25 protein-coding genes are annotated in these 26,089 nt (G+C 55.4%); 7 read left to right on the forward strand and 18 right to left on the reverse strand.

The features are described from left to right. Positions 1-708: 708 nt before the first annotated feature. A complete protein-coding gene (lrhA, locus tag ACUTQW_RS11485; RefSeq protein WP_004947284.1) occupies positions 709-1,644 on the reverse strand; it encodes a transcriptional regulator LrhA in 936 nt (311 codons plus the stop codon). A gap of 860 nt (positions 1,645-2,504) precedes the next feature. Here lrhA and ACUTQW_RS11490 point away from each other — a divergent pair. Together ACUTQW_RS11490 and yfbR are read left to right on the forward strand one after the other, a co-directional pair. Beyond that, entirely contained in the window at positions 2,505-3,719 is a 1,215-nt protein-coding gene (locus ACUTQW_RS11490; RefSeq protein ID WP_004947286.1) for a pyridoxal phosphate-dependent aminotransferase, read from the forward strand. A 111-nt stretch (positions 3,720-3,830) separates the two neighbouring features. Further along, positions 3,831-4,430, forward strand: a complete 600-nt coding sequence (gene yfbR / locus ACUTQW_RS11495) for a 5'-deoxynucleotidase (RefSeq protein ID WP_006317020.1) — start codon at positions 3,831-3,833, stop codon at positions 4,428-4,430. A gap of 26 nt (positions 4,431-4,456) precedes the next feature. Here yfbR and ACUTQW_RS11500 read toward each other — a convergent pair whose 3' ends face one another. The 4 genes from ACUTQW_RS11500 to yfbV form a co-directional block, all read right to left on the reverse strand. Beyond that, entirely contained in the window at positions 4,457-6,289 is a 1,833-nt protein-coding gene (locus ACUTQW_RS11500; protein WP_020439496.1) for an SLC13 family permease, read from the reverse strand. A 99-nt stretch (positions 6,290-6,388) separates the two neighbouring features. After that, complete coding sequence (locus ACUTQW_RS11505; protein ID WP_037433371.1) at positions 6,389-7,045, reverse strand: sugar phosphatase; 657 nt, start codon at positions 7,043-7,045, stop codon at positions 6,389-6,391. A gap of 16 nt (positions 7,046-7,061) precedes the next feature. Further along, a complete protein-coding gene (locus ACUTQW_RS11510; RefSeq protein ID WP_006326874.1) occupies positions 7,062-7,556 on the reverse strand; it encodes a YfbU family protein in 495 nt (164 codons plus the stop codon). A gap of 145 nt (positions 7,557-7,701) precedes the next feature. Further along, positions 7,702-8,157: a terminus macrodomain insulation protein YfbV gene (gene yfbV, locus ACUTQW_RS11515; RefSeq protein WP_004947297.1), complete on the reverse strand. Its 456-nt coding sequence runs from the start codon at positions 8,155-8,157 to the stop codon at positions 7,702-7,704. A 355-nt stretch (positions 8,158-8,512) separates the two neighbouring features. On the opposite strand from yfbV, the gene ackA reads away from it, so the two are divergent. Continuing rightward, entirely contained in the window at positions 8,513-9,715 is a 1,203-nt protein-coding gene (gene ackA, locus ACUTQW_RS11520) for an acetate kinase (protein WP_006326875.1), read from the forward strand. Positions 9,716-9,788: 73 nt separating this feature from the next. Beyond that, complete coding sequence (gene pta / locus ACUTQW_RS11525) at positions 9,789-11,945, forward strand: phosphate acetyltransferase (protein WP_037431412.1); 2,157 nt, start codon at positions 9,789-9,791, stop codon at positions 11,943-11,945. 73 nt (positions 11,946-12,018) lie between these two features. On the opposite strand, the gene yfcD is transcribed toward pta, so the two are convergent. After that, positions 12,019-12,576, reverse strand: coding sequence for an NUDIX hydrolase YfcD (yfcD, locus tag ACUTQW_RS11530; RefSeq protein WP_004947308.1), 558 nt, complete (start codon positions 12,574-12,576; stop codon positions 12,019-12,021). A gap of 90 nt (positions 12,577-12,666) precedes the next feature. Next, positions 12,667-13,218 carry a phosphodiesterase gene (gene yfcE, locus ACUTQW_RS11535; protein WP_004947311.1) on the reverse strand — a complete coding sequence of 184 codons (552 nt, stop codon included), beginning with the start codon at positions 13,216-13,218 and terminating at the stop codon, positions 12,667-12,669. A gap of 314 nt (positions 13,219-13,532) precedes the next feature. Here yfcE and yfcG point away from each other — a divergent pair, with 314 nt between their 5' ends. The 3 genes from yfcG (at position 13,533) to ACUTQW_RS11550 (ending at position 15,580) form a co-directional block, all read left to right on the forward strand. Then, the gene (gene yfcG, locus ACUTQW_RS11540) at positions 13,533-14,162 is read left to right on the forward strand and encodes a GSH-dependent disulfide bond oxidoreductase (protein ID WP_004947314.1); all 630 of its coding nucleotides are present in this window, start codon (positions 13,533-13,535) and stop codon (positions 14,160-14,162) included. 104 nt (positions 14,163-14,266) lie between these two features. After that, on the forward strand, positions 14,267-14,638 hold the full coding sequence (gene folX, locus ACUTQW_RS11545; RefSeq protein WP_004947317.1) for a dihydroneopterin triphosphate 2'-epimerase: 372 nt from the start codon (positions 14,267-14,269) through the stop codon (positions 14,636-14,638). Positions 14,639-14,665: 27 nt separating this feature from the next. After that, positions 14,666-15,580 (forward strand): TIGR01777 family oxidoreductase, encoded by a 915-nt coding sequence (locus ACUTQW_RS11550; protein WP_004947320.1) that lies wholly within the window; start codon positions 14,666-14,668, stop codon positions 15,578-15,580. A gap of 41 nt (positions 15,581-15,621) precedes the next feature. On the opposite strand, the gene hisP is transcribed toward ACUTQW_RS11550, so the two are convergent. The 11 genes from hisP to ACUTQW_RS11605 form a co-directional block, all read right to left on the reverse strand. Beyond that, the gene (gene hisP / locus ACUTQW_RS11555; RefSeq protein WP_004947323.1) at positions 15,622-16,395 is read right to left on the reverse strand and encodes a histidine ABC transporter ATP-binding protein HisP; all 774 of its coding nucleotides are present in this window, start codon (positions 16,393-16,395) and stop codon (positions 15,622-15,624) included. An 18-nt stretch (positions 16,396-16,413) separates the two neighbouring features. Next, a complete protein-coding gene (locus ACUTQW_RS11560) occupies positions 16,414-17,118 on the reverse strand; it encodes an ABC transporter permease (protein WP_004947327.1) in 705 nt (234 codons plus the stop codon). Continuing rightward, positions 17,115-17,801 carry a histidine ABC transporter permease HisQ gene (locus ACUTQW_RS11565; RefSeq protein ID WP_004947330.1) on the reverse strand — a complete coding sequence of 229 codons (687 nt, stop codon included), beginning with the start codon at positions 17,799-17,801 and terminating at the stop codon, positions 17,115-17,117. The genes ACUTQW_RS11560 and ACUTQW_RS11565 overlap by 4 nt, the downstream gene beginning before the upstream one ends. An 85-nt stretch (positions 17,802-17,886) precedes the next feature. After that, positions 17,887-18,669, reverse strand: coding sequence for a histidine ABC transporter substrate-binding protein HisJ (gene hisJ / locus ACUTQW_RS11570; RefSeq protein ID WP_004947333.1), 783 nt, complete (start codon positions 18,667-18,669; stop codon positions 17,887-17,889). Positions 18,670-18,971: 302 nt separating this feature from the next. Continuing rightward, positions 18,972-19,544 (reverse strand): UbiX family flavin prenyltransferase, encoded by a 573-nt coding sequence (locus ACUTQW_RS11575; protein WP_445654861.1) that lies wholly within the window; start codon positions 19,542-19,544, stop codon positions 18,972-18,974. A 130-nt stretch (positions 19,545-19,674) separates the two neighbouring features. After that, positions 19,675-21,192: an amidophosphoribosyltransferase gene (gene purF, locus ACUTQW_RS11580; protein WP_004947338.1), complete on the reverse strand. Its 1,518-nt coding sequence runs from the start codon at positions 21,190-21,192 to the stop codon at positions 19,675-19,677. Between the two features lie 21 nt (positions 21,193-21,213). Next, the gene (cvpA, locus tag ACUTQW_RS11585; protein WP_004947341.1) at positions 21,214-21,714 is read right to left on the reverse strand and encodes a colicin V production protein; all 501 of its coding nucleotides are present in this window, start codon (positions 21,712-21,714) and stop codon (positions 21,214-21,216) included. A gap of 233 nt (positions 21,715-21,947) precedes the next feature. Further along, complete coding sequence (dedD, locus tag ACUTQW_RS11590; RefSeq protein WP_235195912.1) at positions 21,948-22,787, reverse strand: cell division protein DedD; 840 nt, start codon at positions 22,785-22,787, stop codon at positions 21,948-21,950. After that, the gene (folC, locus tag ACUTQW_RS11595) at positions 22,788-24,053 is read right to left on the reverse strand and encodes a bifunctional tetrahydrofolate synthase/dihydrofolate synthase (RefSeq protein WP_020439499.1); all 1,266 of its coding nucleotides are present in this window, start codon (positions 24,051-24,053) and stop codon (positions 22,788-22,790) included. 208 nt (positions 24,054-24,261) lie between these two features. Next, complete coding sequence (accD, locus tag ACUTQW_RS11600) at positions 24,262-25,170, reverse strand: acetyl-CoA carboxylase, carboxyltransferase subunit beta (protein WP_004947349.1); 909 nt, start codon at positions 25,168-25,170, stop codon at positions 24,262-24,264. A gap of 234 nt (positions 25,171-25,404) precedes the next feature. Further along, positions 25,405-26,067 carry a DedA family protein gene (locus ACUTQW_RS11605; RefSeq protein ID WP_006326905.1) on the reverse strand — a complete coding sequence of 221 codons (663 nt, stop codon included), beginning with the start codon at positions 26,065-26,067 and terminating at the stop codon, positions 25,405-25,407. Positions 26,068-26,089: the final 22 nt, after the last annotated feature.

Raw genomic sequence — 26,089 nt, forward strand, 5'->3', positions numbered from 1 at the left:
TCTATGCTTACTCATCAAAAGTGGCGTCGATCGCACTGCTCTTGTAACTGGCAGTTAGTGCACCACATCGATTTAAGGGAAGGATAAATTAACCACACAAACAAACTGCTTTTACAGAGAGTTAGGCAGCGTTTTACTGTGGGCTTTTTACTCCTTTCTATAACCTTTTGTCAACTTTGACAAAAGTATCTACACATTAGTTTACATACCCATCATTTAATTAACATTTGATGCGACTGACTTAGGCTAAATCGTGTCAGTCAATTGCCGTGTAGAAACAGATAGATATAAACCAACATGCTTATTTCAGTTTTACTATACCATTGTCTCAGGAATCTCCTGTTCTTCCACTCACTACCTAGGGGTATTTTTTTGATCCAGGACACGTTTTCAGCATAATTCCTCAAAAAAAGTGTGGGCCTTTAACAAATTTTGTCAAATTCAGACGTAAAAACACCTGCAATAAATTACCAAAATAACCATATTAATTCCAGGCCTTTACGCGCACGCCCCCAAGTTCAAAAAACAAGCAAAATCCTTTATTCACCATCTGATAACGGTTCTCATTACCGAAAATAGTTAAACAAATAACCCTTTCGCCTAACAAACTCACGCTAACCGTCATAAAGTCAATTTTGTCGAAATTACGGCCAAAAAAAACCTCCACCGAAGCAGAGGTTTTAACGTGCAGCTTAACGCGCCGGGAGGTTATTCCTCGTCGTCGACCAGGCAAGTATCATCCTGCTGGGATGAACTCGCTCCATTGAAGCTGTAACTGTCGTTGCCGTTTTGTACGGCGCTGAAAATCGCCATCGCCAGTTCGTTGCCGCACTGCGTGTCCTTGCACAGGGCATATTGGGTATCTGGCAATGGCGGCAAGCCTTCTACCGCACCCAGCACCCGCAAATCAGGACTCATCATCTCGATCGGCCGGACCGTGATCCCCAAACCGGCCTTGCAGGCGGCACGAACGGCTGAAAGCGTCGAAGCCACATAAGCGATGCGCCATGGGATCCCGGCATCATCCAGGTGTTTGATCGCCATCGAGCGGAACGGGCTGGGTTCGTCCATCACCACCAATGGGATCGGCTCACCGGCCTGATAACGGTAATCCGCAGAGCAATACCACAGGGTCGGCGAAGTGCGCAGCACAATGTGCGGATGCCCCTCGGTTTCCACCGTCGTAATCGCCAGATCGACTTCGCCGTTTTCCAGCATATCGAGCATAAACGGGCTGCGTTTCACCCGCACATCAATCGCCAGCTTAGGATAAACCGACGTGACGCGGTTAAGCAGGAAAGGCAGGATGGTATCGGCGGTATCATCAGAAGCGCCGATAGTCAAAACACCTTTTATATTGTTGTACATCAGAGAGGTACAGGCTTCATCGTTGAAGCGCAGGATTTTCCTGGCGTAGCCGAGAAGCTGAATACCGTGTTCGGTCAATAATTTGTTGCGCCCATGACGGGCAAACAACTCTTTGTCAACCAGTTGCTCTAACCGCTGCATTTGTTGACTGACGGCTGATTGGGTACGACAAACGGCTACTGCCGCCGCCGCAAAGGTGTTCAAATCAGCAACAGCTACAAAGGTTCTAAGCAGATCGAGGTCGAGATTAAGTATCGGACGATTTGCAGTTGTCATAGTGTTTTCTTCACTTTTTGAATTCTAATTTACAAACTACCCTGGTGTGTTTCTAAGACATCGTTTAAAGGGACGATGCCTGACATGACAGTACCCCACTCATTAGTGGAGGGCAAAAAAATTACTTATATTTCGTTACCTCTATCGCCTTTTAAAATGCGATCTATCGCGGATGCTTATAGAACGCTGTGCTTTATTACTAGTGAAAGTGTTTAATTTTTACCGAACCAAAGATTTTACTCATTCACAATGCTGGATTGCCACACCAATCGTGCTGCGTGATTTCCGCGATCTGACAGACTTTAGCTCCCCAATCCTCGAGAAAAAGTAAGTTATTTACTGCGTTGCGCAGGTTCATCTCTTAATGATTTTAATAAATTCAATTAGTAACATTTACCATGTGAATAATACGGGAACAATCAGTTAAATTTTACTTAAGAAAAAGACTGAAATATTACTAATGTAATATCTCCATATTACTCAGTTTGGGTCGCCGATTGACAACCCGCTATCAGACTACTCCGGTATTATCATTTCTTTACAGTTTATCCGGGTAATCCTTCCCTCTGGCTTATCAGTGCGCAAGAGTCTGCAGCCCCCAGCGTTCTGAACAAGGTCAATAATGTTAACACCACGCCATCATAACAGGATAAAAAACCACAAAACCATTTTTATTGGATATTAAAAACCAAATAAATACTTTACCCTTGTTTATCAGCGCTGAAATTGGCCTTTGGACCACTCGTTTGCACCAAAGGCGTGCATAACCCTTCAAAAGCGCCAGCGCCAGGAGTACATTGAGCGGGTTGCGGTGTTCCACGGTAGGAACGCCCCCATTCCAGCAAAAGGCCCAACTTTCTATGTCCCCCATTGAGAAATCCCATAAACTGGACAACGTCTGTTATGACATTCGCGGCCCGGTGCTCAAAGAAGCTAAACGTCTTGAAGAAGAAGGCAATAAAGTCCTCAAACTGAACATCGGCAACCCTGCCCCGTTTGGTTTCGACGCCCCTGATGAAATCCTGGTCGATGTGATCCGCAATCTGCCGACGGCGCAAGGCTACTCCGATTCCAAAGGGCTCTTCTCGGCGCGTAAGGCGATCATGCAGCACTACCAGGCGCGTAACATCCGTGACGTGACCGTTGAGGATATCTACATCGGCAATGGGGTTTCTGAGCTGATCGTGCAATCCATGCAGGCGCTGCTGAACAGCGGTGACGAAATGCTGGTGCCGGCACCAGATTACCCGCTGTGGACTGCCGCTGTGTCACTGTCCGGCGGCAAGGCCGTGCATTACCTGTGCGATGAGCAGGCGGGCTGGTTCCCGGATCTGGACGACATTATCAGCAAAATCACGCCACGCACCCGCGGCATTGTGATCATTAACCCGAACAATCCGACCGGCGCGGTATACAGCAAAGAACTGCTGGAGCAGATTGTCGAGATCGCCCGTCAGCACAACCTGATCATCTTCTCGGATGAGATTTACGACAAGATTCTGTATGACGAAGCCGAACACCATTCTATCGCCGCGCTGGCACCGGATCTGCTGACCGTAACCTTCAACGGGCTGTCCAAAACCTACCGCGTTGCGGGCTTCCGTCAGGGCTGGATGGTCCTGAACGGGCCGAAGAAACATGCCAAAGGCTATATCGAAGGGCTGGAGATGCTGGCGTCCATGCGCCTGTGCGCCAACGTGCCGATGCAGCACGCGATCCAAACTGCGCTGGGTGGCTACCAGAGCATCAGCGAGTTTATTCAACCCGGCGGCCGCCTGTATGAACAGCGTAACCGTACCTGGGAACTGCTGAATGACATTCCAGGCGTTTCCTGCGTGAAGCCTCAGGGCGCGCTGTATATGTTCCCGCGCATCGATGCCAAACGCTTTAACATTCATGATGACCAGAAAATGGTGCTGGATCTACTGCTGCAGGAAAAAGTGCTGCTGGTGCAAGGCAGCGCATTCAACTGGCCGTATCCCGACCACGTGCGTATCGTTACCCTGCCGCGCGTCGATGAACTGGAAATGGCCGTGGGCAAACTGGGCCGCTTCCTGGAAAGTTATCGTCAGTAATCTCAACGGGCGCAGCCGGTTGCTGCGCCCCTTCCCTGCACGCCCCGGTTGCATAACCCATCGTCACTGCTCACAATGGAACCCTCACTTGCCGTTGTAGAAGAGAGCACCATGAGCCAGAGCCATTTCTTTGCCCACCTGTCCCGCTTGAAACTGATCAACCGCTGGCCGCTGATGCGCAACGTACGTACCGAGAACGTTTCCGAACACAGCCTGCAAGTGGCGTTTGTCGCCCATGCGTTGGCGGTGATCAAAAACCGAAAATTCAATGGCAACCTGAGCGCCGAGCGCGTCGCCCTGCTGGCGATGTACCACGATGCCAGCGAAGTGATTACCGGCGATATGCCAACGCCGATCAAGTACTACAATCCGCAGATCGCCCACGAATACAAGAAAATCGAAAAAATCGCCCAGCAGAAGCTGCTGGATATGATCCCGGCGGAATTACGTAACGATTTCAGGTCGATTCTCGATGAGCATTACTACACCGAAGACGAAAAACTGGTAGTGAAACAGGCCGATGCGCTGTGCGCCTACCTGAAATGCCTGGAAGAGCTGTCTGCCGGCAACAACGAATTCAAGCTGGCGAAAGCCCGACTTGAAAAGACCCTGCAACAGCGCAGCAGCCCGGAAATGGATTATTTCATGAACGTGTTTATCCCCAGCTTCAGCCTGTCGCTGGATGAAATCAGCCTGGACTCTTCCCTGTAACTGCCCTGGCGCAGCCCGCTGCGCCGTTAAAATGCATACAGCCACGGCACAATAATCACGCTGACCACCATGACCAGCAGCGTGAACGGCACGCCGATCCGCACAAAATCACCGAACTTATAGTTCCCCGGCCCCAGTACCAGCGTGTTCACCGGCGAAGAGACCGGCGTCATAAAGGCGGCCGAGGCGGCAATGGCGATAATCATGGCGAATGGGTATGGCGAAACGCCCATCTCGCGCGCAGCGGCAATGGCGATCGGCGCCATCAGCACGGCGGTGGCGGTGTTGGAGATAAACAGACCTATCGCGGCGCACAGCGCAAACAGACACACCAGCATCACACGCGGCCCGGCACCGCCGGCAACGTCCATCAATCCACGCACGATCAAGTCCACCCCACCGGTTTTCTGCAGCGCCTGGGCGAACGGCATCATGCCGACAATTAAAATGATGCTCGGCCAGTGAATCGACTTATAGGCGCTTTCCATATCGATGCAGCGGAATTTGCCCATCAGCAAGCAAGCAATCAGCGCGGCGATCGGATTGGGGATTTCATCGGTCAGCATCATCGCCACCATCAGCGCCAGGCAAAACAGCGCGTGCGGTGCCTGGGTGATGGCCGGGGCTACCTCGTCCACCTCTGCCGGCAAATTGAGGACAATAAAATCATGGGTTTTTGCCTGCAGTTGGCGGATTGCCTTCCAGTCGCCGATCACCAGCAGGATATCGCCCAACGTCAGCGATTCATCCACCAGTTTGCCCGACAGGGTTTCGCCATGGCGGCGAATGCCGACCACGTTCAAATCATAGCGACTGCGGAACGTCGATTCGCGCAGGCTTTTGCCCAGTAGCGTCGAATCCGGAATCAACGATACCTCCGCCATGCCGACGTTGCGCGCCTGTTCGGAGAAATAGTCGCCGCGCAGCACCATCGGCTCCAGTTGCTGCTCGCTGCAAAACTCGCGCAAGTCGATCTGGCTGTCCGACATGTCGATCAACAGTACGTCGCCTTCTCGCAGTTCGGTACTGCCGGATGCGCTGACCATCACCCGCCGGAAGCGCTTCCAGCGTTCGATCCCCACCACGTTGGCTCCGTAGCGGGCGCGCAGATGCAATTCATCCAGCGAGCGGCCCACTAGCGGCGATCCGCTGCGGATCGCCAACCGGCGCGCCCTGCCGGTCAGTTTGTAGTCGCGGATCAGATCGCGAAAGGTTCGGCGTTGCCAAGTTTCCCGGCTTTTATCCCCGTCGTTATTGCCCAGCCAGCGCCGAGCCACCAGCATGTATCCCACACCCAGCACCAACACCACCAGGCCAACCGGCGTCACGCCAAAGAAACCGAAGCCGCCGATACCTTCACGCACCAGTTCGCTGTTCACCACCATGTTCGGCGGTGTTGCCACCAGCGTCATCATCCCGCTGATCAGGCCGGCAAAACTCAGTGGCATCATCAACCTGCCTGGCGCTATTTTCATCCGTGCCGCCACGCTGAGCACCACCGGGATAAAGATCGCCACTACGCCGGTCGAGCTCATAAACGCCCCCAACCCGGCTACGGTGATCATCAACAGCATCAGCATTTTGGTTTCACTGCTGCCGGCGACTTTCACCAGCCAGTCGCCCACCTGATAGGCCACGCCGGTACGCACCAGCCCTTCGCCAATCACAAACAACGCGGCAATCAGGATCACGTTGGGATCGCTGAAACCCACCGTCGCTTCCTGCAGGGTCAGCGTACCGCTCAACACAAAAGCGATGATCACCAGCAGCGCCACCACATCCATCCGCAGCTTGTTGGTGGTAAACAGCACGATGGCAATCAACAGTAAACTCAGCACCCACAGTAATTCGCTGTTCAAAACGGCCTCATCCGGCAGACATAGTCAAGGTCTTAAAAATTAGCATAAAAAAACCCCGCCGATGCGGGGTCTAATCAATTTGGGTGAAGATAAGGCCCGTCAGGCAACCCGATCAATTGCAGCACCCCGCTCTGTCTTCCTCACCGCGATTTGCTCCAGGGATGACAGCAGCAGATCGACCCGATCCAACTTGGGTGCATCGGCCGGGGCGTTCACCGCGATCACCTGGCAGCCTGCCGCCAACCCGGAAAGGATCCCAGCAGCCGCATCTTCAACCACCACGCAATCCTGCGGTGCCAGCCCCAGACGCTCGGCGCCCAGCAGATAGGCGTCCGGCTGAGGCTTGCCATGTTTTACCTGCTCGGCGGTGATAAACACCTCCGGCTGCGGCAAGCCGCCGGCGTTACGGCGGGCGGTGGCGACCGGAATAGAGCCGGAGGTGACGATCGCCCACGGAATGTCGAGCGCATTCAACCGCGCCAGCAAGGCCACGGCTCCCGGCAGTGCGGTGACGCCGTCGGTATCCTGCGCTTCTACCTGCTCCAGCAGCAGAAACTCCTGCTGAATGGCAGCCTCACTTTCACCGGGCATAAAGTGGCGCAACGAGGTAATGGCCTGTTTACCGTGAATAAAATCCAGTACGTCCTGTGGATTAATGCCACGGCGTTTGGCCCAGTTAACCCAGGCACGTTCCACCGCCGGCAGAGAATCAACCAACGTCCCATCAAGATCGAACAGAAAACCCTTACACTCCACAGGAAACCTCTTTTAATCAGGCATTGATAATTTGCGCAATCTCAACGGCGCTCAGGTGATACTGACGTGGGCATGACAGCCAGATTGCCAGCATACGCTGGTATTTTTCCCACATTTTGGTTTGGGCGTTAAAGCCGTGGCTGCCGGAATCGAAATGAGTATAGCGCCCCTCGGTGGTAACAAGGAAACGCACATAGCTCAGATGGCGCGCTTCAGTGGCGGCATCAAAGCCGAGAAAAGCCAGACGACGCGCCTCGATACCCTGTTTGTCTTTCAGATTATCCCAGGAGACCTGCAAGGCGTGGTGCATCTCCATCACGTTGATGATAGTGCGGCACACCTCTTCGCTCATTTCGCCGAAATCGCGATCCAGCTCGCGCATCTGCAAGCCAAAACCACGCTCGATGATCGTCTGCAAACGGCGGTAACGTTCAGTGTTGTCCGGGTCGAGCAGCGTCATCATCTTGTACTGGTTCGACAGGATCAGTCGTTGGGCATGGGTCATTTCCATCATAATTTCCTCGGTAAATTGCTTATGACGAAAGCATCGCACAGCGCAATATCGCAGGAAATCACAACTCGACCGTTCTTTGATTTAAACCGGGGTTATTGGCGTTATCACGAAAAAGGCCGCTATCGCTGCGGCCCTTTAACGTTTAAAGATCGTCCAGGAAGGTTTTATCCAACTGCTTGAAGGCACGTTTCAGCAGATCCGCGAGCGTTTGATAGGTCGGGGTCCCTTCCACCGGCGCTACCGCCTGACCGGCTTCCGTCAGCCGGTTGCGCACTTCATGGAACCACTGCAGCAGCGTTGGCGGCAACGGCGTGACCGAACGACGCCCCAACCACCACAGGCCCTGCATCGGCATGCTGCAGGCGAACAACGCGGTGGCAATCGCCGGGCCGAGCTGGCCGCCCAGCGCAATCTGCCAGGTCAGGGTAAACACCGCCAGCGGCGGCATAAAACGGACGGCAAAACGGGTGGCGCTCGCAACGCGATTCTCCGGAAAGACCGGAGCCAGACGTTTGTCTGACGGCCAGGTTTTCATATAATGCTGCCCGCGCTGGAAGACCTGAAACCAGCTTACGGAACCAGACGGTTTGCTCGTCATCGCGTACCTCAACGTCACGTAGTAAAAATGGGGGTACTGCAAACACAATACTAAAAAATTTGAAGCTTTAAATTTATTTTGTGTTTGCTGCAGGCTATCGGTATCCTAGGCCGGCCTTTTGGCCGGTAGAAGATGACAATAATTCTGTCAACTTTTAGCCCTATAAAAATGAAGATTACTTAAACCGCAGAGAAATCATCGGTTTTTTCATCATCATGTGATTTGTGCACTTCACATGATGTTAATCATAAATGTCAACGGCATTATGCGCTACGCTTGTTGTCTGATTGACGATTAATTCACCACGTGTTTTGGTTTTCCTTTAACAACACGAACTATTTAAGTAGGTACTTCCATGTCGAGTAAGCTAGTACTGGTTCTTAACTGCGGCAGTTCTTCCCTGAAATTCGCTATCATCGATGCTGTCAACGGTGAAGAACACCTCTCCGGCCTGGCCGAATGTTTCCACCTGCCTGAGGCTCGCCTCAAGTGGAAGATGGACGGCGCCAAACACGAAGCGGCCCTGGGTGCCGGCGCTGCGCACAGCGAAGCACTGAACTACATTGTTAATACTATTCTGGCACAAAAACCGGAGCTTTCTGCACAGCTGACCGCTATCGGTCACCGCATTGTGCACGGCGGCGAGAAGTTTACCGCTTCTGCCGTGATCAACGATGAAGTCTTGCAGGGTATCAAAGATTCGGTGCCATTTGCACCACTGCATAACCCAGCGCACCTGATCGGTATTGCTGAAGCGCTGAAATCCTTCCCTAATCTGGCGGATAAAAACGTTGCCGTGTTCGACACCGCATTCCACCAGACCATGCCGGAAGAATCCTTCCTGTACGCCCTGCCGTACAGCCTGTATCGCGATCACGGCGTTCGCCGCTATGGCGCGCACGGCACCAGCCACTTCTACGTGACCCAAGAAGCCGCGAAGATGCTGAACAAGCCGGTTGAAGAAGTGAACGTGATCACCTGCCACCTGGGTAACGGCGGTTCCGTTACCGCAGTGCGCAACGGGAAGTGCGTTGACACCTCCATGGGCCTGACTCCGTTGGAAGGCCTGGTGATGGGTACCCGCAGCGGTGACATCGATCCGGCGATCATCTTCCACCTGCACGACTCCCTGGGCATGAGCGTTGATCAAATCAACAAAATGCTGACCAAAGAATCCGGCCTGCTGGGCCTGACCGAAGTCACCAGCGACTGCCGTTATGTTGAAGACAACTACACAAGCAAAGCCGACGCCAAGCGTGCAATGGATGTGTTCTGCCACCGTCTGGCCAAATACATCGGCGCTTACAGCGCACTGATGGAAGGCCGTCTGGACGCGGTGATCTTCACCGGCGGCATCGGCGAAAACGCCGGCATGGTGCGTGAGCTGACCCTGGACAAACTGGGCCTGCTGGGCTTCGAGATTGACCACGAGCGCAATATGGCCGCCCGTTTCGGTAAATCCGGCGCCATCACCAAAGAAGGCAGCCGCCTGGCACTGGTTATCCCGACCAACGAAGAGTTGGTCATCGCGCAAGACGCATCCCGTCTGACCGCATAACGCTCTCCGACACCGTCAGCCAAGGCTGGCGGTGCTGTTTTAGCCTCATGTTAATCGTGAAGAGGACTATTCTGTGTCACGTACAATTATGTTGATCCCCACTGGCACCAGCGTCGGTCTGACCAGCGTCAGCCTGGGTGTCATCCGCTCCATGGAGCAGAAAGGCGTTCGTCTGAGCGTGTTCAAACCTATCGCCCAGCCACGCACCGGCGGCGACTCTCTCGACCAGACCACCACCATCATCCGCAGCAACTCCACCATTCCAGCGGCCGAACCGCTGCGCATGAGCTACGTTGAGGGCTTGCTGAGCTCCAACCAGCAGGACGTGCTGATGGAAGAGATCGTAGCGCGCTACCATGAGAACACCAAAGACGCGGAAGTGGTGCTGATCGAAGGCCTGGTGCCGACCCGTAAACACCAGTTCGCCAACGCGCTGAACTATGAAATCGCCAAAACCCTGAATGCGGAAATCGTCTTCGTCCTGGCGCTGGGCAACGATTCCCCGGCACAGCTGAAAGAACGCATTGAGCTGGCACGCAGCAGCTTCGGCGGCAGCAAAAACAAAAACATCACCGGCGTCATCATCAACAAATTGAATGCTCCGGTTGACGAGCAGGGCCGCACCCGCCCTGACCTGTCCGAGATCTTCGACGACTCCACCAAAGCCAGCGTGACTAACGTTGATCCTGCTCAGCTGTTTGCCAACAGCCCGCTGCCGGTACTGGGCTGCGTGCCGTGGAGCTTCGATCTGATCGCCACTCGCGCCATCGACATGGCACGCCACCTGAAGGCTACCGTGATCAACGAAGGCGATATCATGACTCGCCGCGTGAAGTCCGTGACCTTCTGTGCGCGCAGCATTCCGCACATGCTGGAACACTTCCGTCCGGGCTCCCTGCTGGTCACCTCGGCAGACCGTCCTGACGTGCTGGTTTCCGCCTGTCTGGCGGCAATGAACGGCGTGGAAATCGGCGCCATTCTGTTGACCGGCGGCTACGCTATCGATGCGCCAATCAAAAAGCTGTGTGAACGCGCCTTCCAGACCGGCCTGCCGGTATTTATGGTCGACACCAACACCTGGCAGACTTCGCTCAGCCTGCAAAGCTTCAACCTCGAAGTGCCGGCGGACGACCATCAGCGCATCGAGAAAGTGCAGAACTACGTGGCCAGCCACATTAACGCAGAGTGGATCGAGTCGCTGACCGCCACCTCCGAGCGTTCACGTCGTCTGTCTCCACCGGCGTTCCGTTACGAGCTGACCGAACTGGCGCGTAAAGCCGGCAAACGCATCGTACTGCCGGAAGGCGACGAGCCACGCACCGTGAAAGCGGCGGCCATCTGTGCCGAACGCGGTATCGCGGAATGCGTCCTGCTGGGCAACCCGGACGAGATCCAGCGCGTAGCTGCGGCTCAGGGCGTTGAGCTGGGCAAAGGCATCGAAATCGTTGATCCGGTCGCCGTGCGCGAACAATACGTGCCACGTCTGGTTGAGCTGCGTAAAAGCAAAGGCATGACCGAAGTGGTTGCGCGCGAGCAGTTGGAAGATAACGTGGTTCTCGGCACTCTGATGCTGGAGAAAGGCGAAGTCGACGGTCTGGTTTCCGGCGCGGTTCACACCACCGCCAACACCATCCGCCCACCGCTGCAGCTGATCAAAACCGCTCCGGGCAGCTCGCTGGTGTCCTCCGTGTTCTTCATGCTGCTGCCTGACCAGGTTCTGGTCTACGGCGACTGCGCGATCAACCCGGACCCGACCGCCGAGCAGTTGTCTGAAATCGCGATTCAGTCTGCAGACTCCGCCGCCGCCTTCGGTATCGAGCCGCGCGTGGCGATGATCTCCTACTCTACCGGCAACTCCGGTGCGGGCAGCGACGTCGAGAAAGTGCGCGAGGCAACCCGCCTGGCACAGGAAAAACGTCCTGATCTGATCATTGATGGCCCGTTGCAGTACGATGCCGCTATCATGGCCGACGTCGCGAAATCCAAAGCGCCGAACTCGCCGGTTGCAGGCCAGGCTACCGTGTTCATCTTCCCGGATCTGAACACCGGTAACACCACTTATAAAGCGGTACAGCGTTCTGCTGACCTGGTATCCATCGGGCCAATGCTGCAAGGCATGCGCAAGCCGGTGAATGACCTGTCACGCGGCGCACTGGTCGACGATATCGTTTACACCGTGGCCTTGACCGCCATTCAGTCTGCACAGGCTGATGCGGCCGTCAAAGCCTGATAACCCCCAACGTTATCCGATAAAAAAAGCCGGTCATATGACCGGCTTTTTCATGTTGACGACCTGGCGACTCTCAGGCGTTTTCGTCGGTGTCACGTAGCGGTTTACCGTAAGCCTGCTCGTTGTTGCGCGTCAGCCACAGCGACAGCGCCTTCAGCGAATCCGGTGTGAACTCGTCGCAGCGGGCGGTGATCTCTTCCGGCGTCAGCCAGCTCACCTCAACCACTTCCTCTTCCTGCAGGGCGAAAGGCCCGTGGGAAACGCAGCTAAACAGTGCGCCCCAAACCCGGCACTGTTCTTCTTCAAAATAGAACAGGCCATGTTCGGCGAAAGGCACGCCGGCGATACCCAATTCCTCTTCCGCCTCGCGGCGTGCGGAATCCAGCACGTTCTCGCCGCTTTGTACCACTCCGCCCGCGGTGGCATCCAGCCAGCCCGGATAGAAGTCTTTAATGTCGGTGCGACGCTGCACCAGAATTTTACCCATTCCATCATGCACCACAATATAGGTAGCACGATGACGCAGCCGTTGAGCACGCATTTGTTGGCGACTTGATTGAGCAATCACTTCGTTTTGCTCGTTGACGATATCAACCCACTCGGTATCTGCAGCCTGACCCTGTTCCGCCATCCTCTAAAACCTTCTATTTTGGCGCGTTGCATCCCGCGCGCTGGTTAATCAATGAGTGTTTTTCAAAGATTTTTATTGTGTGTGTATAAATTAGTGCGTTAATGCCACCTCTGCAACAGCCTTGCCGCCGTGCAGGGTAACCACACTTAAAATGCCCTCCTCCAGTATGCCATAACTGGCGGGAAAGCCCCCCTTCGGAATGCTGACCGACCCTGGATTAAAGCAGTAAATCTCCCCCTGCCGTTCCGCCTGCGGTACATGACTGTGGCCATAGACCAGGACATCGCCGGAAGATAACGGCGGCAGTGCCGAGGGATGATAAAGGTGACCGTGGGTTAAAAACAATCGTCTTTTTTGCAGCAACACCTGCTGCCAGGATGCGGTGATGGGAAACGTCAGCAACATTTGATCAACTTCACTGTCACAATTGCCGCGAACGGCGATGATCTTGTCGCTATAGCGATTCAATTGTTCGGCAACCTGAACGGGCTGATAACCTGCCGGCAGCGCATTTCGCGGCCCATGATTCAGCAAATCGCCCAGAAGAATCAGCCAGTCGGCGCCGCTTTGTTCAAATCGATCCAGGACGCTTTCAGTGGCGGGGAGCGAACCGTGTATATCGGAGGCGAATATCAGCTTCATAACCATTCCTTTAGCATGGATATATGCGCTATTTTAGCGCAGTGGCCCAGGACGGCAAGGCTGACAAGAGGTCAAACCTCATTGGCCTGAAATTGTGATATCTCTTGCGGATATAGCATCAGACGAATCTCACATAGCCTGCTATTCTTAGCTGCTATTGTTGGTAACTCTATATACCCGTTGCCTTTCAAGCTGCATGTTGGCAGCAACTTGAAATTCATCGGGTATAGTTGAATCTTTGATATACCTTTGTATGCGGCGAAGATCGCTGCAACGTGTAATGATTTACAGATCACTTTACCGCAGGAGGCACCATGATTGACCTGTATTACGCGCCTACTCCCAACGGTCACAAAATTACCCTGTTTCTGGAGGAGGTTGGCTTACCTTACCGTATCCACCGCGTAAACATCAGCGCCGGCGACCAGTTCAAGCCGGACTTTCTGAGCATTTCACCCAACAACAAAATCCCGGCGATTGTCGATCAGCAACCTGTTGACGGCGGTGCGCCTATCAGCCTGTTCGAATCCGGCGAAATCCTGCTGTATCTGGCGGAGAAAACCGGCAAGTTGCTGAGCAAAGGGCTGCGTGAGCGCGCCGCCACGCTGCAGTGGCTGTTCTGGCAGGTAGCAGGCTTCGGGCCCATGCTCGGGCAGAACCATCATTTCAACCATTACGCGCCGCAACCGGTGCCTTACGCCATCGAACGTTACCACCTGGAAACCAAGCGCCTGTATGGTGTGCTGGAAGCCGAGCTGCAAAAGCACCCGTACCTGGGCGGCGACAACTACAGCATTGCCGATATCGCCACCTATCCCTGGGTGGTTTCGCATCCGCGCCAGCGCATTGATCTGGCGGATTATCCGGCAGTACGCAACTGGTTCGAACGCATCAGCAACCGCCCGGCGACCGGGCGCGCCTACAAGCTGGCCGAACAGGGTTAACCGCCCGACTCCCCGGCCTCCGGGGAGTTTTCTCCAGCGCGTTATCTTTTCCCTACTTTCCGTGTATTCTGAGCGCCAATAATCAGACCTGTGGAGACTCTCTGATGTCATTCAGTCAACCCGACGCCATTATTCGTATCAAAAATCTGCGGTTGCGTACTTTCATCGGTATCAAGGAAGAAGAAATCAACAACCGCCAGGACGTCCTGATTAACGTAGCAATCCACTACCCGGCGGATAAGGCGCGCAATAGCGAAAACATCGACGACGCGCTCAACTACCGCACCATCACCAAAGCGATCATCCGCCATGTTGAAGATAACCGCTTCGCTCTGCTGGAAAAATTAACTCAGGATGTGCTCGATATCGTGAAAGAACATGCCTGGGTAACCTATGCTGAAGTAGAGATCGATAAACTACTGGCCCTGCGTTATGCCGACTCGGTTTCCATGACCATGAGTTATCGCCGGGGCTGAAACAATAGCGTATCAGGGAGGTTGACCATGCGGATCCTGATCACCGGCGCCACAGGATTGATAGGGAGCAGCCTGACGCAGCGGCTGCTGAGTCTGTCTCACTCAATCACGGTACTGACCCGTGACGTACAACGTGCGCATGAACGGTTTGGCGAACAAGTCAGCTACTGGTCAACGTTGCAGGACCAAACGTCGCTGGACGGCTTTGACGCCGTGATCAACCTGGCCGGTGAGCCTATCGCCGATAAACGCTGGAGCAAGGCGCAGAAAGAGCGCCTGTGTCACAGCCGTTGGGATCTGACCGAACGGTTAGCGGCGTTGATTAACGCCGGCAGCTCGCCGCCCGGCGTGCTGATTTCCGGTTCCGCCGCCGGCTACTATGGCGATCAGGGCCAGGCGGTAGTCACCGAAGATGAAGCTCCGCATGACGAATTCACCCATCAGCTCTGCCAAAGGTGGGAATCCCTGGCGCTGCAAGCGCAAAGCGACGCGACCCGTGTCTGCCTGCTGCGCACCGGCGTGGTGCTGGCAAGCAAAGGCGGAGCGCTGGCGAAAATGCTGCCGCCGTTCCGTCTGGGGCTGGGCGGGCCGATAGGCAATGGCCGCCAATATCTGCCCTGGATACATCTCGACGACATGGTCAACGGCATTCTTTATTTGCTGGAACACGCCACCCTGCAGGGCCCCTTCAATATGGTCGCCCCCTACCCGGTGCATAACGAACAGTTCGCAGCCCAACTCGCCAACGTGCTCGATCGCCCGGCGTTTTTGCGCGTGCCGGCATTTGCCATGCGTTTACTGATGGGAGAAGCGGCGGTGCTGGTCTTGGGTGGCCAACGGGCGGTGCCGAGACGGCTGGAGGAGGCGGGGTTCAGTTTCCGCTTTCTGGAGCTGGAACAGGCGCTGGATGACGTTATCAATCAACGGATCGACGCCCGCTGAGGGGAATGCCGGGGCCTGCTCCGCCGGGCCCCGGCAACCGATTATTTTAAAGCGCCGGAAAGGAACTGCTGCAGGCGCGGGCTTTTTGGATTGCCAAACAGCTCAGCCGGTGGCCCCTGCTCTTCAATAAGCCCCTTATGCAGGAAAATCACGTGGCTTGATACATGGCGCGCAAATTCCATCTCGTGCGTCACCACCACCATGGTTTTCCCCTCTTCAGCCAGCTTCTGCATGATGCGCAGCACTTCCCCCACCAGCTCCGGATCCAGTGCCGACGTCGGTTCATCAAACAACAGCACCTCCGGTTCCATTGCCAACGCACGGGCGATGGACACGCGCTGCTGCTGGCCACCCGACAGATGCACCGGGTATTTGCCGCGCGCACGTTCGTCGATGCCCACCTTATCCAGATAACGCACCGCGCGCTCGCGCGCTTCGGTCTTGCTCAACCCCAGCACCTGCACCGGCGCTTCCATCACGTTCTCCAGCACCGTCATGTGGCTCCACAGGTTAAAGTGCTGGAACACCATGGTCAGACGAGTACGCAGCAATTGCAGCTGTTTCTTGTCAAACACCTTCAGTTGGCCGTCCTTGTCGCGCACCATGCGAATATCTTCATTATTCAGGCTGATGGAGCCTTCGCTGGGTTTCTCCAGGAAGTTAATGCAGCGCAAAAAGGTGCTTTTACCGGACCCCGAAGAGCCAATGATGCTAATCACATCCCCTGCATTCGCCGCCAGCGACACGCCTTTCAGTACTTCGTGTTCCCCATAACGCTTATGCAGTTCAGTGACGGCTAATTTATTTTCAGACATGGTTTTTCCCCGTCATTATCAGTGACTAACGTGCGCCATCCAGCGTTTTTCGGCCTTGCGGAACAGGCTGATCAATACGTAGGAGATCGCCAGATACAGCACAGCCGCGATGCCGAAGGCATAGAACGGCTGATAGGTCGCCGCGTTGATATCTCGCGCTATCTTCAACAGATCCGGCACGGTGGCGGTAAACGCCAGAGCCGTGGAATGCAGCATCAGGATCACTTCGTTGCTGTAAGCCGGCAGCGCGGTGCGCAGCGCCGAAGGCAGAATGATGCAGCGGTACATTTTGAAGCGAGAGAACCCATAGGCGCTGGCCGCCTCAATTTCACCGTGCGGCACCGCGCGGATCGCCCCGGCGAAGATCTCGGTGGTGTAGGCGCAGGTGTTCAACGTCAGCGCCAGAATGGTGCAGTTGAGCCCGCTGCGGAAGAACGCGTTGAGGAAATCCGTACCTCGCACGATCTCCAGGCTGTACATCCCCGAATAAAACACCAACAGCTGCACATACAGCGGCGTGCCGCGGAATATGTAGGTGTAGAGCCACACAGGAAAACGCACCCAGGAGATTGAGGAAACGCGCGCTACCGCCATAGGTATCGCCAGCAAGCCGCCCATCACCACCGATGAGATCAGCAGCCACAGCGTGACCGCCACACCGGTGAAACGGTAGCCGTCGCTCCACAGCAGCGATTGCCCATACTGTTGCAAAATCTCGATCATAATTCGGCCCTCTTGACGCCCAATGAATAACGCCGTTCAAGCCACAACAACACGCCATTGGAAACGGTGGTAAAAATCAGATAAACCACACCGGCCACTATCGCAAAGAAGAATGGCTGATAGGTGCCTTTGCCGGCCAGTTGAGTGGCCTTCACCACGTCGTTCAGACCCAGAATCGACACCAGCGCCGTCGCCTTGAGGATCACCTGCCAGTTGTTGCCGATGCCCGGCAGGGCAAAACGCATCATTGCAGGGAACAAAATGCGGCGGAATATCTGTGAGCCTGAAAAACCGTAGGCGGTAGCCGCCTCGATCTGCCCCTTCGGCACCGCCATATAAGCGCCGCGAAAGGTTTCCGTGAAATAGGCACCATAGATAAAACCGAGGGTAATAATCCCCGCGCTGAGCGGATCGATATCAATTTGCGAAAAGCCGAGCAGTTCTGTGAGGTTGTTCAGCGCAATCTGCAGGCCGTAGAAAATCAGCAGCATCAGCACCAAATCAGGCACGCCGCGGATCAGCGTGGTATAGGCACCAAACAGCGTAGAAAGCAGGCGGTTATGGGAAAGCTTACCACCGGCACCGATCAAACCAATCACCAGCGCCAGCAGTACGGAACTGAGGGCCAGTTCCAGCGTCACCAGAGCGCCCTCAAATATCAGTTGGGAATAGCCTTGCAGCATCTACTTCACCCTGTCGTCATTGGAGCCCGAACCATCGGGGCCAGCAGGCCGGCCCCGTAGTCACACCATGGAACGGTACGTGGGATTAACCGCCGTAGACGTCAAAATCGAAGTATTTTTTCGCAAACTTGTCGTAAGTGCCGTCTTTGCGCATGTCGGCAAAGGCTTTATCCAGCGCCGCCTTCAGTTCGGTATCGGTCTTGCGCAGCCCCATACCGGTGCCCACGCCAAAGAACTTGTCATCCTTCACCGATTCGCCGGCGAAAGCGTAATCCTTGCCCGGAGGCTGCTTCAGGAAGCCGTCGCTGCCCGCCACTTCATCCTGGAAGGCGGCATCAATACGGCCGGATGCCAGGTCGGCATATACCAGGTCCTGGTTCTGGTAAGGCACCACGGTGATGCCCTTAGGCTGCCACATGGCGTTCGCGTAGGCTTCCTGGGTGGTGCCCTGCAGCACGCCCACGCTCTTGCCTTTCAGCGCGTCCACCGTTGGCAGCAGCTTCGAGCCTTTCGGCGCGATCAGACGGGCGTTAGCGGCGTACAACTTGTCGGTAAAGGCAATTTCCTGCTGGCGTTTTTCAGTGATCGACAAAGAAGAAATGATGGCGTCAATTTTCTTCGCCTTCAGAGAGGGGATCAGTGCGTCAAAATCGCTTTCCACAAAGGTACATTGGGTATTTATGCGTTTGCACAGCTCTTTGGCCAGATCGATATCAAAGCCGACCAACTCACCTTTGGCATTTTTGGATTCAAATGGTGCATAGGTCGGATCGGTACCTATCTTCAGCGTCGATGGTAGCGCGGCGAATGCGCTGCTTACTGCGCTCAAAGCCAAGACTAAAGGAAGAACCTTAACCAGCTTTTTCATAAATTACCCTCAAATTGATTTTTCTGATGCCACTGCGGGCATTACTTTCCCACCAAATCAATTTGCAGTAATCGTGCCACATTTGTTGCTGTAGGCGGAGGGAACGGCTCCGGCCTTCACAAAACTGTTTCCTGGGACGATAACCGCAAAAATAAATCGGCCAGTCAGGGCCGCGTCACGGGCAATGACAAAATGCCAGAGCCTTGAAACAGTGAACGTGATGGAGTGGGATCATTATGGTGCATGTGCCGCCCTAATTCAGTGCGGTGTTGCACAAATGTGCCAAATTGGGGATAAATTTGTTAATTGGAGCCTTGCCAGCGGGTGAACAAATCTTTCGGTAATTCAATGTCGAACTGATCGACCACCCGATTCACGGTTTGATCGATGATGTCATCGACGCTTTTCGGTTGGTGATAAAAAGCCGGTACCGGTGGCATGATCACCGCGCCCATCTCCGCCGCCTGCGTCATCAGGCGCAAATGGCCGAGATGCAACGGGGTTTCGCGCACGCACAACACCAGCCGGCGGCGCTCCTTCAGGACCACATCGGCGGCGCGCGTCAGCAGGCCGTCGCTATAGCTGTTGGCGATACCGGATAACGTCTTGATTGAGCAAGGTAAAATCACCATACCCAGGGTTTTGAACGAACCGGAAGAAATGCTGGCACCGATGTCGCGCGCGTCATGCACCACGTCAGCCAACGCCTGCACTTCACGCAGACCGAGCTCGGTTTCCAGCGAAAGCGTTTGCCGCGCCGCGTTGCTCATCACCAAATGGGTTTCCACCTCTGCGAGGTCACGCAATGCCTGCAACAGGCGCACGCCGTAGATTGCGCCGCTGGCGCCGGAAATACCGATGATGAGTCGTTTCATAAAGCTGGCCTCTGCCGAAGAGAAAGTAGGATCAGGCAGACTTTGCCGGAATGGCGGTGCATAAGCAAGTCGGGGAGGATAATGCACCGCGACAAACGCCGCGGTGCACCTTTTTGGCTAGCGCTTAGGCTTAACCTTCGTTATGCATTTCCAGATTTTCTGCTTCGGTCTGGCCACGCATCGCCTGGGCGTCGTCGTTGCGCAGCGATTCCAGATACTCGAGGTAGTTCTGGTCTACGTCCTTGGTGACATAAATGCCGTTAAACACCGAGCATTCGAACTGGCTGATGTCCGGGTTCTCTTCGCGCACCGCTTCGATCAGATCGTTCAGATCCTGGAAGATCAGACCGTCGGCACCGATGATTTGGCGGATTTCGTCCACTTCACGGCCGTGGGCAATCAGTTCGTTGGCACTCGGCATATCAATGCCGTACACGTTAGGGAAACGAATTTCCGGCGCAGCGGAAGCCAGATAAACGCGTTTCGCCCCGGCGTCACGCGCCATCTCAACGATCTGCTCGGACGTGGTACCACGGACGATAGAGTCATCCACCAGCAGCACGTTCTTGTCGCGGAACTCGGCGCGGTTGGCGTTCAGCTTGCGGCGTACCGACTTACGGCGCGCCTGCTGGCCCGGCATGATGAAGGTACGGCCGACGTAGCGGTTCTTCACAAAACCCTGGCGATACGGCTTATCCAGGATACGCGCGATTTCCAACGCGATATCGCAGGACGTTTCCGGGATCGGGATCACCACGTCGATGTCCAAATCTTCCCATTCACGGGCAATCTTCTCACCCAGCTTCTGCCCCATGCGCACACGAGCGCTGTAGACCGAAATCTTGTCCATAAAGGAATCTGGGCGTGCGAAGTAGACGAATTCGAACAGGCACGGGTTGGTTTTCGGGTTCTCTGCGCACTGGCGGGTGAACAGTTGGCCCTTCTCGGTGATGTACACCGCTTCGCCCGGCGCCACGTCGCGCAGGAACTCGAAGCCCAACGTATCCAGCGCTACGCTCTCGGAAGCCACCATATACTCGTTACGGCCATCTTCAAGCTGGCGTTTGCCGATCACCAGCGGGCGGATGCCGTTCGGGTCGCGGAACGCCAGCAGACCGTGGCCGATGATCATCGCCACGCAGGCGTAAGCGCCACGCAGTTGCTGATGCATGGCGGCAACGGCGGTGAAAATGTTGTCTGACTCCAGCGGATAATCCTGGAAACGGTCCAGCTCACTGGCCAGTACGTTCAGCAGGATCTCGGAATCGGAGGTGGTGTTGATATGGCGGCGACCGCTTTCAAACAGCGATTGGCGCAGCTCATGGGCGTTGGTCAGGTTGCCGTTATGGGCCAGCGTAAGGCCGAACGGCGAGTTTACATAGAATGGTTGAGCCTCTGAGGCACTGGAGCTGCCAGCCGTCGGGTAGCGCACATGGCCAATACCCATGTTGCCCTGCAAGCGCTGCATATGGCGTGCCTCAAACACATCCTTCACCAGACCATTTGCTTTACGCAGACGGAACCCGTTGTGGGCATCTATGGTGACGATGCCTGCGGCATCCTGGCCACGGTGCTGAAGCACCATCAACGCATCATAAATCGACTGGTTTACCGGCATAAAACCGGCGATACCGACAATACCGCACATGTTGTCTTTTCCTCATCAGCGCTACCGCCCCGGTAAATGGGTCGGTAAGAAACTCGACGTGCTCTGCAGGTAGTCAAAGAACCACCTGATGATATAACTGAACTGGGGAATGAGCTGTGACTGTTTCCAGTCGTCACTTTGCGAGAAGCCGGTAAAGGTATCCAGGAAAAACAGCATCGCCGAAACGATCAACACGCCGCGCAGTGCGCCGAAACAGACGCCCAGCACCCGGTCGGTGCCTGATAACCCGGTTTTCTCTACCAGTGAGCTAATCACATAGTTGACAATAGCTCCTACGATCAGGGTCGCGATAAACAAGATGGCAATCGCGATGCCGTTTCGCACCAGTTCATCTTCAAAACGAGTGAAGTAGACCGCAAGGTAAGAGTAGAAATGGCTGGCAACAAAAAACGCACATCCCCATGTCACAAGTGACAATGCTTCGCGAACAAACCCTCGGATCAGGCTCACCAGAGCCGAAAATCCAATCACCGCTATAATGACGTAATCAATCCAGACCATGAACTATTCCAATGATGAATCGCCCCTGCATCCAATTCGCGGCGAATTCTAACAGAAAAAGAAAACGTTTGCGTAGGGGATTTCCTAGCACGTTACAAATAAAAAACGGCGATAAAAAAATTCCCAATCGCCGCGCCTACATAGGCCGTTTTGCCTGTGAAAGGCACATTTTTAATAGTGATTACACCAGCACTCATCGATTCAGGGGCACAGCATGCTGTGCCCCAATCCTGTCAACGTGCGCCGTAGGGCTTCACCTGGCCGCTCAAACCGCTGATGGAGTTCAGCGCAGACAGCGAAGACTGCAGCTTCTGTTTTGAAGCGTCCGGGCCAACGTAGATCCGGGTGATCTGCCCCTGCACCGGCGTTGACGGCACGGTGAAGGCGCGATAGCCGGACAGCCTGAGCGACGCCACGACCTCATTCACCTTGGCGGCGTTTTTCAGCGCCCCCAGTTGCACCACATAAGCCTGCCCTGCCGGCGCTTTCTCTTCTGCGGCCGGTTTCGGTTCTGGCTTAGGTTCTGGTTTAGGTTCTGGCTTCGGCTCAACTTTGGGCTCAGCTTTAACCTCCGGAACAACCTCAGGCTTCGGCTGAACAACCGGTTTCGGCTGCTGCACCGGCTTTGGCTTCACTTCCACCGGCTTGGTTTCAACCGGTTTTGGCTTCACTTCCACCGGCTTGGTTTCAACCGGTTTTGGCTTCACTTCTACCGGTTTGGTTTCGACCGGCTTCGGTTTCGGCTGTTGCACCGGGCGAGTTTCGACCGGCGGCGCGACCTGAACCGGCTGTTGCGCCGTCTGGCGTGCGGCCTGCTGCGAGGCCGCTTCGTTCGCCGCCTGCTGCTCGACCAGTGCGCCCGCTCCTTCCGGCGGCTGCGCCGGCAAAGACTGGGTTACCGGCGGCACCACGTCGTTTTCTTCCACGTCACCCGGTTTCGGCACCAGGGGAATGGCCGCGAACTCATCCTCGTAATGTTTCTTTTTTCCATCCAGCAGCCCTGGCAGGATGATGACCCCCAGCGCGACCAGAATGACGGTTCCTACCAATCGGTTTTGAAATTTGCTTGCCACTCACACTCCCCGCATCTCGTCTAACGCCGCCATCACGTGCGCAACGGTGTGGAACGATCCACAGACGATCACAATATCCTGAATATCAGCGTCCTGCATAGCCTGACGCCAGGCAGTTTCGACATCGGCAAACTGCCGCGGTTCCGTCAAATGTTGCGCCAGCGATTCCACGCTGGCTCCACGCGGCCCTTCCAGCGGCGCGCAATACCATTCATCCACCTGTTCGCTCAGGCAAGCCAGCGTGCCGGCGATGTCTTTATCCGACAGCATGCCCACCACGGCACGCACCTTGCCGCCATTGCGCGGCAACTTGGCCAAACGCCCGGCCAGATAGCCTGCGGCGTGCGGGTTATGCGCCACGTCCAGGATCAGCATCGGATCCTGTCGCACAATCTGGAAGCGCCCAGGCAGCGTCGCCTGCTGCAGGCCGGTGAAGATCGCACGCTCATCGATTTCCAACTCGGAATAGTGCAGCGCCGCCAACGCGGTCGCGGCATTGGCTAGCGGGACGTTGGGCATCGGCAGGTCGGTCAGCCGCGTTCCGCCGCCTTCCCACTGCCAGCGTTCGCCCTGTTCGCTGTAAGCCCAGGCTTCACCACGGCGATACAGCGTCGCGCCCAGCGTTTCCGCCACCTCGCGGATGGTTTCAGGCATATCCGGCTCGCCCACCACCGCCGGCTTGCCGCCGCGGAAAATTCCGGCCTTCTCGCGGCCGATGCTTTCGCGATCGTTGCCCAGCCAGTCGGTATGATCCAGCGCGATGCTGGTGACCACAGCCACGCTCGGATCGACGATGTTGGTCGCATCCAGGCGGCCGCCAAGGCCAACTTCCAGGATCACCACGTCAAGCTTAGCCTGTTTGAACAGTTGCAGCGCCGACAGGGTGCCAAATTCGAAATAGGTCAGTGAGGTTTCACCCCGGCCCGCCTCAATGGCGGCGAACGAACGGCAGTGCTCCGTTTCGCTCAGCTCGTCGCCCTGAATGCGCACCCGTTCGGTATAGCGCACCAGATGCGGCGAACTGTAAACGCCAACGCGCAGACCGGCCGCCATCAAAATGGCTTCCAGAGTCCGGCAAGTCGTGCCTTTGCCGTTGGTGCCGGCAACGGTGAACACCGTCGGTGCGGGAGTGAGTAAATCAAGATGCGCCGCAACGCGCTGTACGCGTTCCAGGCCAAGTTCGATCGCCTGGCTGTGCAGACGTTCAAGATAATAAAGCCACGAGCTCAATGGCGACGTGGCTTGGGGAATTTGGTGGTTTTGCATGAGTCCCATCACTGATTGGGTTCATTGATCCATCAGGGCACCCCCCTCACCGCGGTAAAGGCGATGCTCTCCGTAACACCCGTCACCTTTCAAGCTGCAGCGAGTTGACCGCAACGTGAAATTCATAGGGCATATCAGCCGGCCTTTAGCCACAAAACGACGGCTGAACCCCGCGCGGGCTTGCACCTGCGCGGGTGATTTATCGGCCTCAGGCGTCGGCCTGATTTTCCTGTGCGACTACCGGCTCCGCCTCATCGAAATGCGGCTGCGGCTGGTTGGTCAGCTTGGAAAGGATACTCGCCAGAGTGCGGCGCATTTCCGGACGGCGCACGATCATGTCGATGGCGCCTTTTTCAATCAGGAACTCACTGCGCTGGAAGCCCGGCGGCAGTTTTTCACGCACGGTCTGCTCGATAACGCGCGGGCCGGCAAAGCCGATCAGCGCTTTCGGCTCGGCGATGTTGATATCACCCAGCATCGCCAGACTGGCGGAAACACCACCCATGGTCGGGTCGGTCAGTACCGAAATGTACGGCAGACCACGTTCCTGCAGTTTCGCCAGCGCTGCGCTGGTCTTCGCCATTTGCATCAGCGACATCAGCGCTTCCTGCATACGCGCACCGCCACTGGCTGAGAAACACACCAGCGGGCAGTTGTCTTCCAGCGCCTGTTCAACCGCGCGCACGAAACGTGCACCGACCACGGAAGACATGGAACCGCCGATAAAAGCAAATTCGAAAGAAGCGGCGACAATCGGCATGCCGTACAGCGTGCCTTTCATCACGACCAGCGCATCTTTCTCGCCGGTCGCTTTCTGTGCGGCAACCAGACGATCTTTATACTTTTTGGAATCCTTGAACTTCAGAACATCTTTCGGCTCCAGTTCGCTGCCCAGTTCTACCTCACTGCCCTCGTCCAGCAGGGTATGCAGGCGCATGCGCGCAGTCATGCGCATGTGGTGGTCGCACTTAGGACACACTTCCAGATTACGTTCCAGCTCGGCGCGATAGAGAACCTGACCGCAGCTGTCACATTTGGTCCAGACCCCTTCAGGAATGCTCGCCTTACGGGTTTGTGTAATATTGCTCTTGTTAAGAATTCGTTCAATCCAGCTCATCGATGACCTTTCTGTTTGAACCTGGCACATGCCAGTCCGCTGTTCATGCTTTAACAATCCCCCCGCAGACAGACCCAATGAAAAAGTGCCCGAGTGAAACGCGACAAACGCGTGACCGAGGCACTGGCTTCAGGGTTTGCTCGCAGGAACAGACCATAAATGTCGCTCATTAAACCATATCGGCCCGACACTGTGGATAAAAAACTGGTCGAACCGACAGGTTAAGCGATGTTTTTACTGTTTTTGCTGGCGGGCAGCCGCGCGCTTATGGCGCCAGATTTCAATGATGCCCGGCAAAATTGAAACCAGGATGATCGCCAGGATCAACAGTTTCAGGTTTTCCTGCACGATCGGCAAATCACCGAAAAGGTAGCCAGCATAAGTGAAGAGCAGCACCCAAACCAGCGCGCCAATCACGTTGTAGGCAGCGAAATGACGGTAGGACATTTTCCCCATACCGGCGACGAACGGCGCAAATGTACGCACGATCGGCACAAATCGCGCCAAAATAATCGTTTTCCCGCCGTGTTTTTCATAAAACTGATGGGTTTTATCCAGATAGCTGCGGCGGAAAATTTTCGAATCCGGGTTACTGAACAGCTTATCGCCGAACAGCCGGCCAATAGTATAGTTCACCGCGTCACCGAGGATCGCAGCCCCGACCATCAACGCAACCATGGTATGCACATTCAGATCGTTAGTCGGCAGCGCCGCCAGCGCGCCGGCGACAAACAGCAGAGAATCTCCCGGCAGGAAAGGCGTAACCACCAGGCCGGTTTCGCAAAACAGGATCAGGAACAAAATGGCATAGACCCACATGCCGTATTGCGCGACCAGTTCGGCCAAATGCACGTCAATATGCAAAATAAAATCAATCACAAACTTGATGATGTCCATAGATTCTCTCTTTTTACCGGGT

The sequence above is a fragment of the Serratia sp. TSA_7 genome (assembly GCF_052692135.1).

Coding starts and splice junctions, on each gene's coding strand:
- lrhA (WP_004947284.1), bottom strand. CDS start 1,644: ATGACAACTGCAAATCGTCCGATACTTAATCTCGACCTCGATCTGCTT.
- ACUTQW_RS11490 (WP_004947286.1), top strand. CDS start 2,505: ATGTCCCCCATTGAGAAATCCCATAAACTGGACAACGTCTGTTATGAC.
- yfbR (WP_006317020.1), top strand. CDS start 3,831: ATGAGCCAGAGCCATTTCTTTGCCCACCTGTCCCGCTTGAAACTGATC.
- ACUTQW_RS11510 (WP_006326874.1), bottom strand. CDS start 7,556: ATGGAAATGACCCATGCCCAACGACTGATCCTGTCGAACCAGTACAAG.
- yfbV (WP_004947297.1), bottom strand. CDS start 8,157: ATGACGAGCAAACCGTCTGGTTCCGTAAGCTGGTTTCAGGTCTTCCAG.
- ackA (WP_006326875.1), top strand. CDS start 8,513: ATGTCGAGTAAGCTAGTACTGGTTCTTAACTGCGGCAGTTCTTCCCTG.
- yfcD (WP_004947308.1), bottom strand. CDS start 12,576: ATGGCGGAACAGGGTCAGGCTGCAGATACCGAGTGGGTTGATATCGTC.
- yfcE (WP_004947311.1), bottom strand. CDS start 13,218: ATGAAGCTGATATTCGCCTCCGATATACACGGTTCGCTCCCCGCCACT.
- yfcG (WP_004947314.1), top strand. CDS start 13,533: ATGATTGACCTGTATTACGCGCCTACTCCCAACGGTCACAAAATTACC.
- folX (WP_004947317.1), top strand. CDS start 14,267: ATGTCATTCAGTCAACCCGACGCCATTATTCGTATCAAAAATCTGCGG.
- ACUTQW_RS11550 (WP_004947320.1), top strand. CDS start 14,666: ATGCGGATCCTGATCACCGGCGCCACAGGATTGATAGGGAGCAGCCTG.
- hisP (WP_004947323.1), bottom strand. CDS start 16,395: ATGTCTGAAAATAAATTAGCCGTCACTGAACTGCATAAGCGTTATGGG.
- ACUTQW_RS11560 (WP_004947327.1), bottom strand. CDS start 17,118: ATGATCGAGATTTTGCAACAGTATGGGCAATCGCTGCTGTGGAGCGAC.
- ACUTQW_RS11565 (WP_004947330.1), bottom strand. CDS start 17,801: ATGCTGCAAGGCTATTCCCAACTGATATTTGAGGGCGCTCTGGTGACG.
- hisJ (WP_004947333.1), bottom strand. CDS start 18,669: ATGAAAAAGCTGGTTAAGGTTCTTCCTTTAGTCTTGGCTTTGAGCGCA.
- ACUTQW_RS11575 (WP_445654861.1), bottom strand. CDS start 19,544: ATGAAACGACTCATCATCGGTATTTCCGGCGCCAGCGGCGCAATCTAC.
- purF (WP_004947338.1), bottom strand. CDS start 21,192: ATGTGCGGTATTGTCGGTATCGCCGGTTTTATGCCGGTAAACCAGTCG.
- cvpA (WP_004947341.1), bottom strand. CDS start 21,714: ATGGTCTGGATTGATTACGTCATTATAGCGGTGATTGGATTTTCGGCT.
- folC (WP_020439499.1), bottom strand. CDS start 24,053: ATGCAAAACCACCAAATTCCCCAAGCCACGTCGCCATTGAGCTCGTGG.
- accD (WP_004947349.1), bottom strand. CDS start 25,170: ATGAGCTGGATTGAACGAATTCTTAACAAGAGCAATATTACACAAACC.
- ACUTQW_RS11605 (WP_006326905.1), bottom strand. CDS start 26,067: ATGGACATCATCAAGTTTGTGATTGATTTTATTTTGCATATTGACGTG.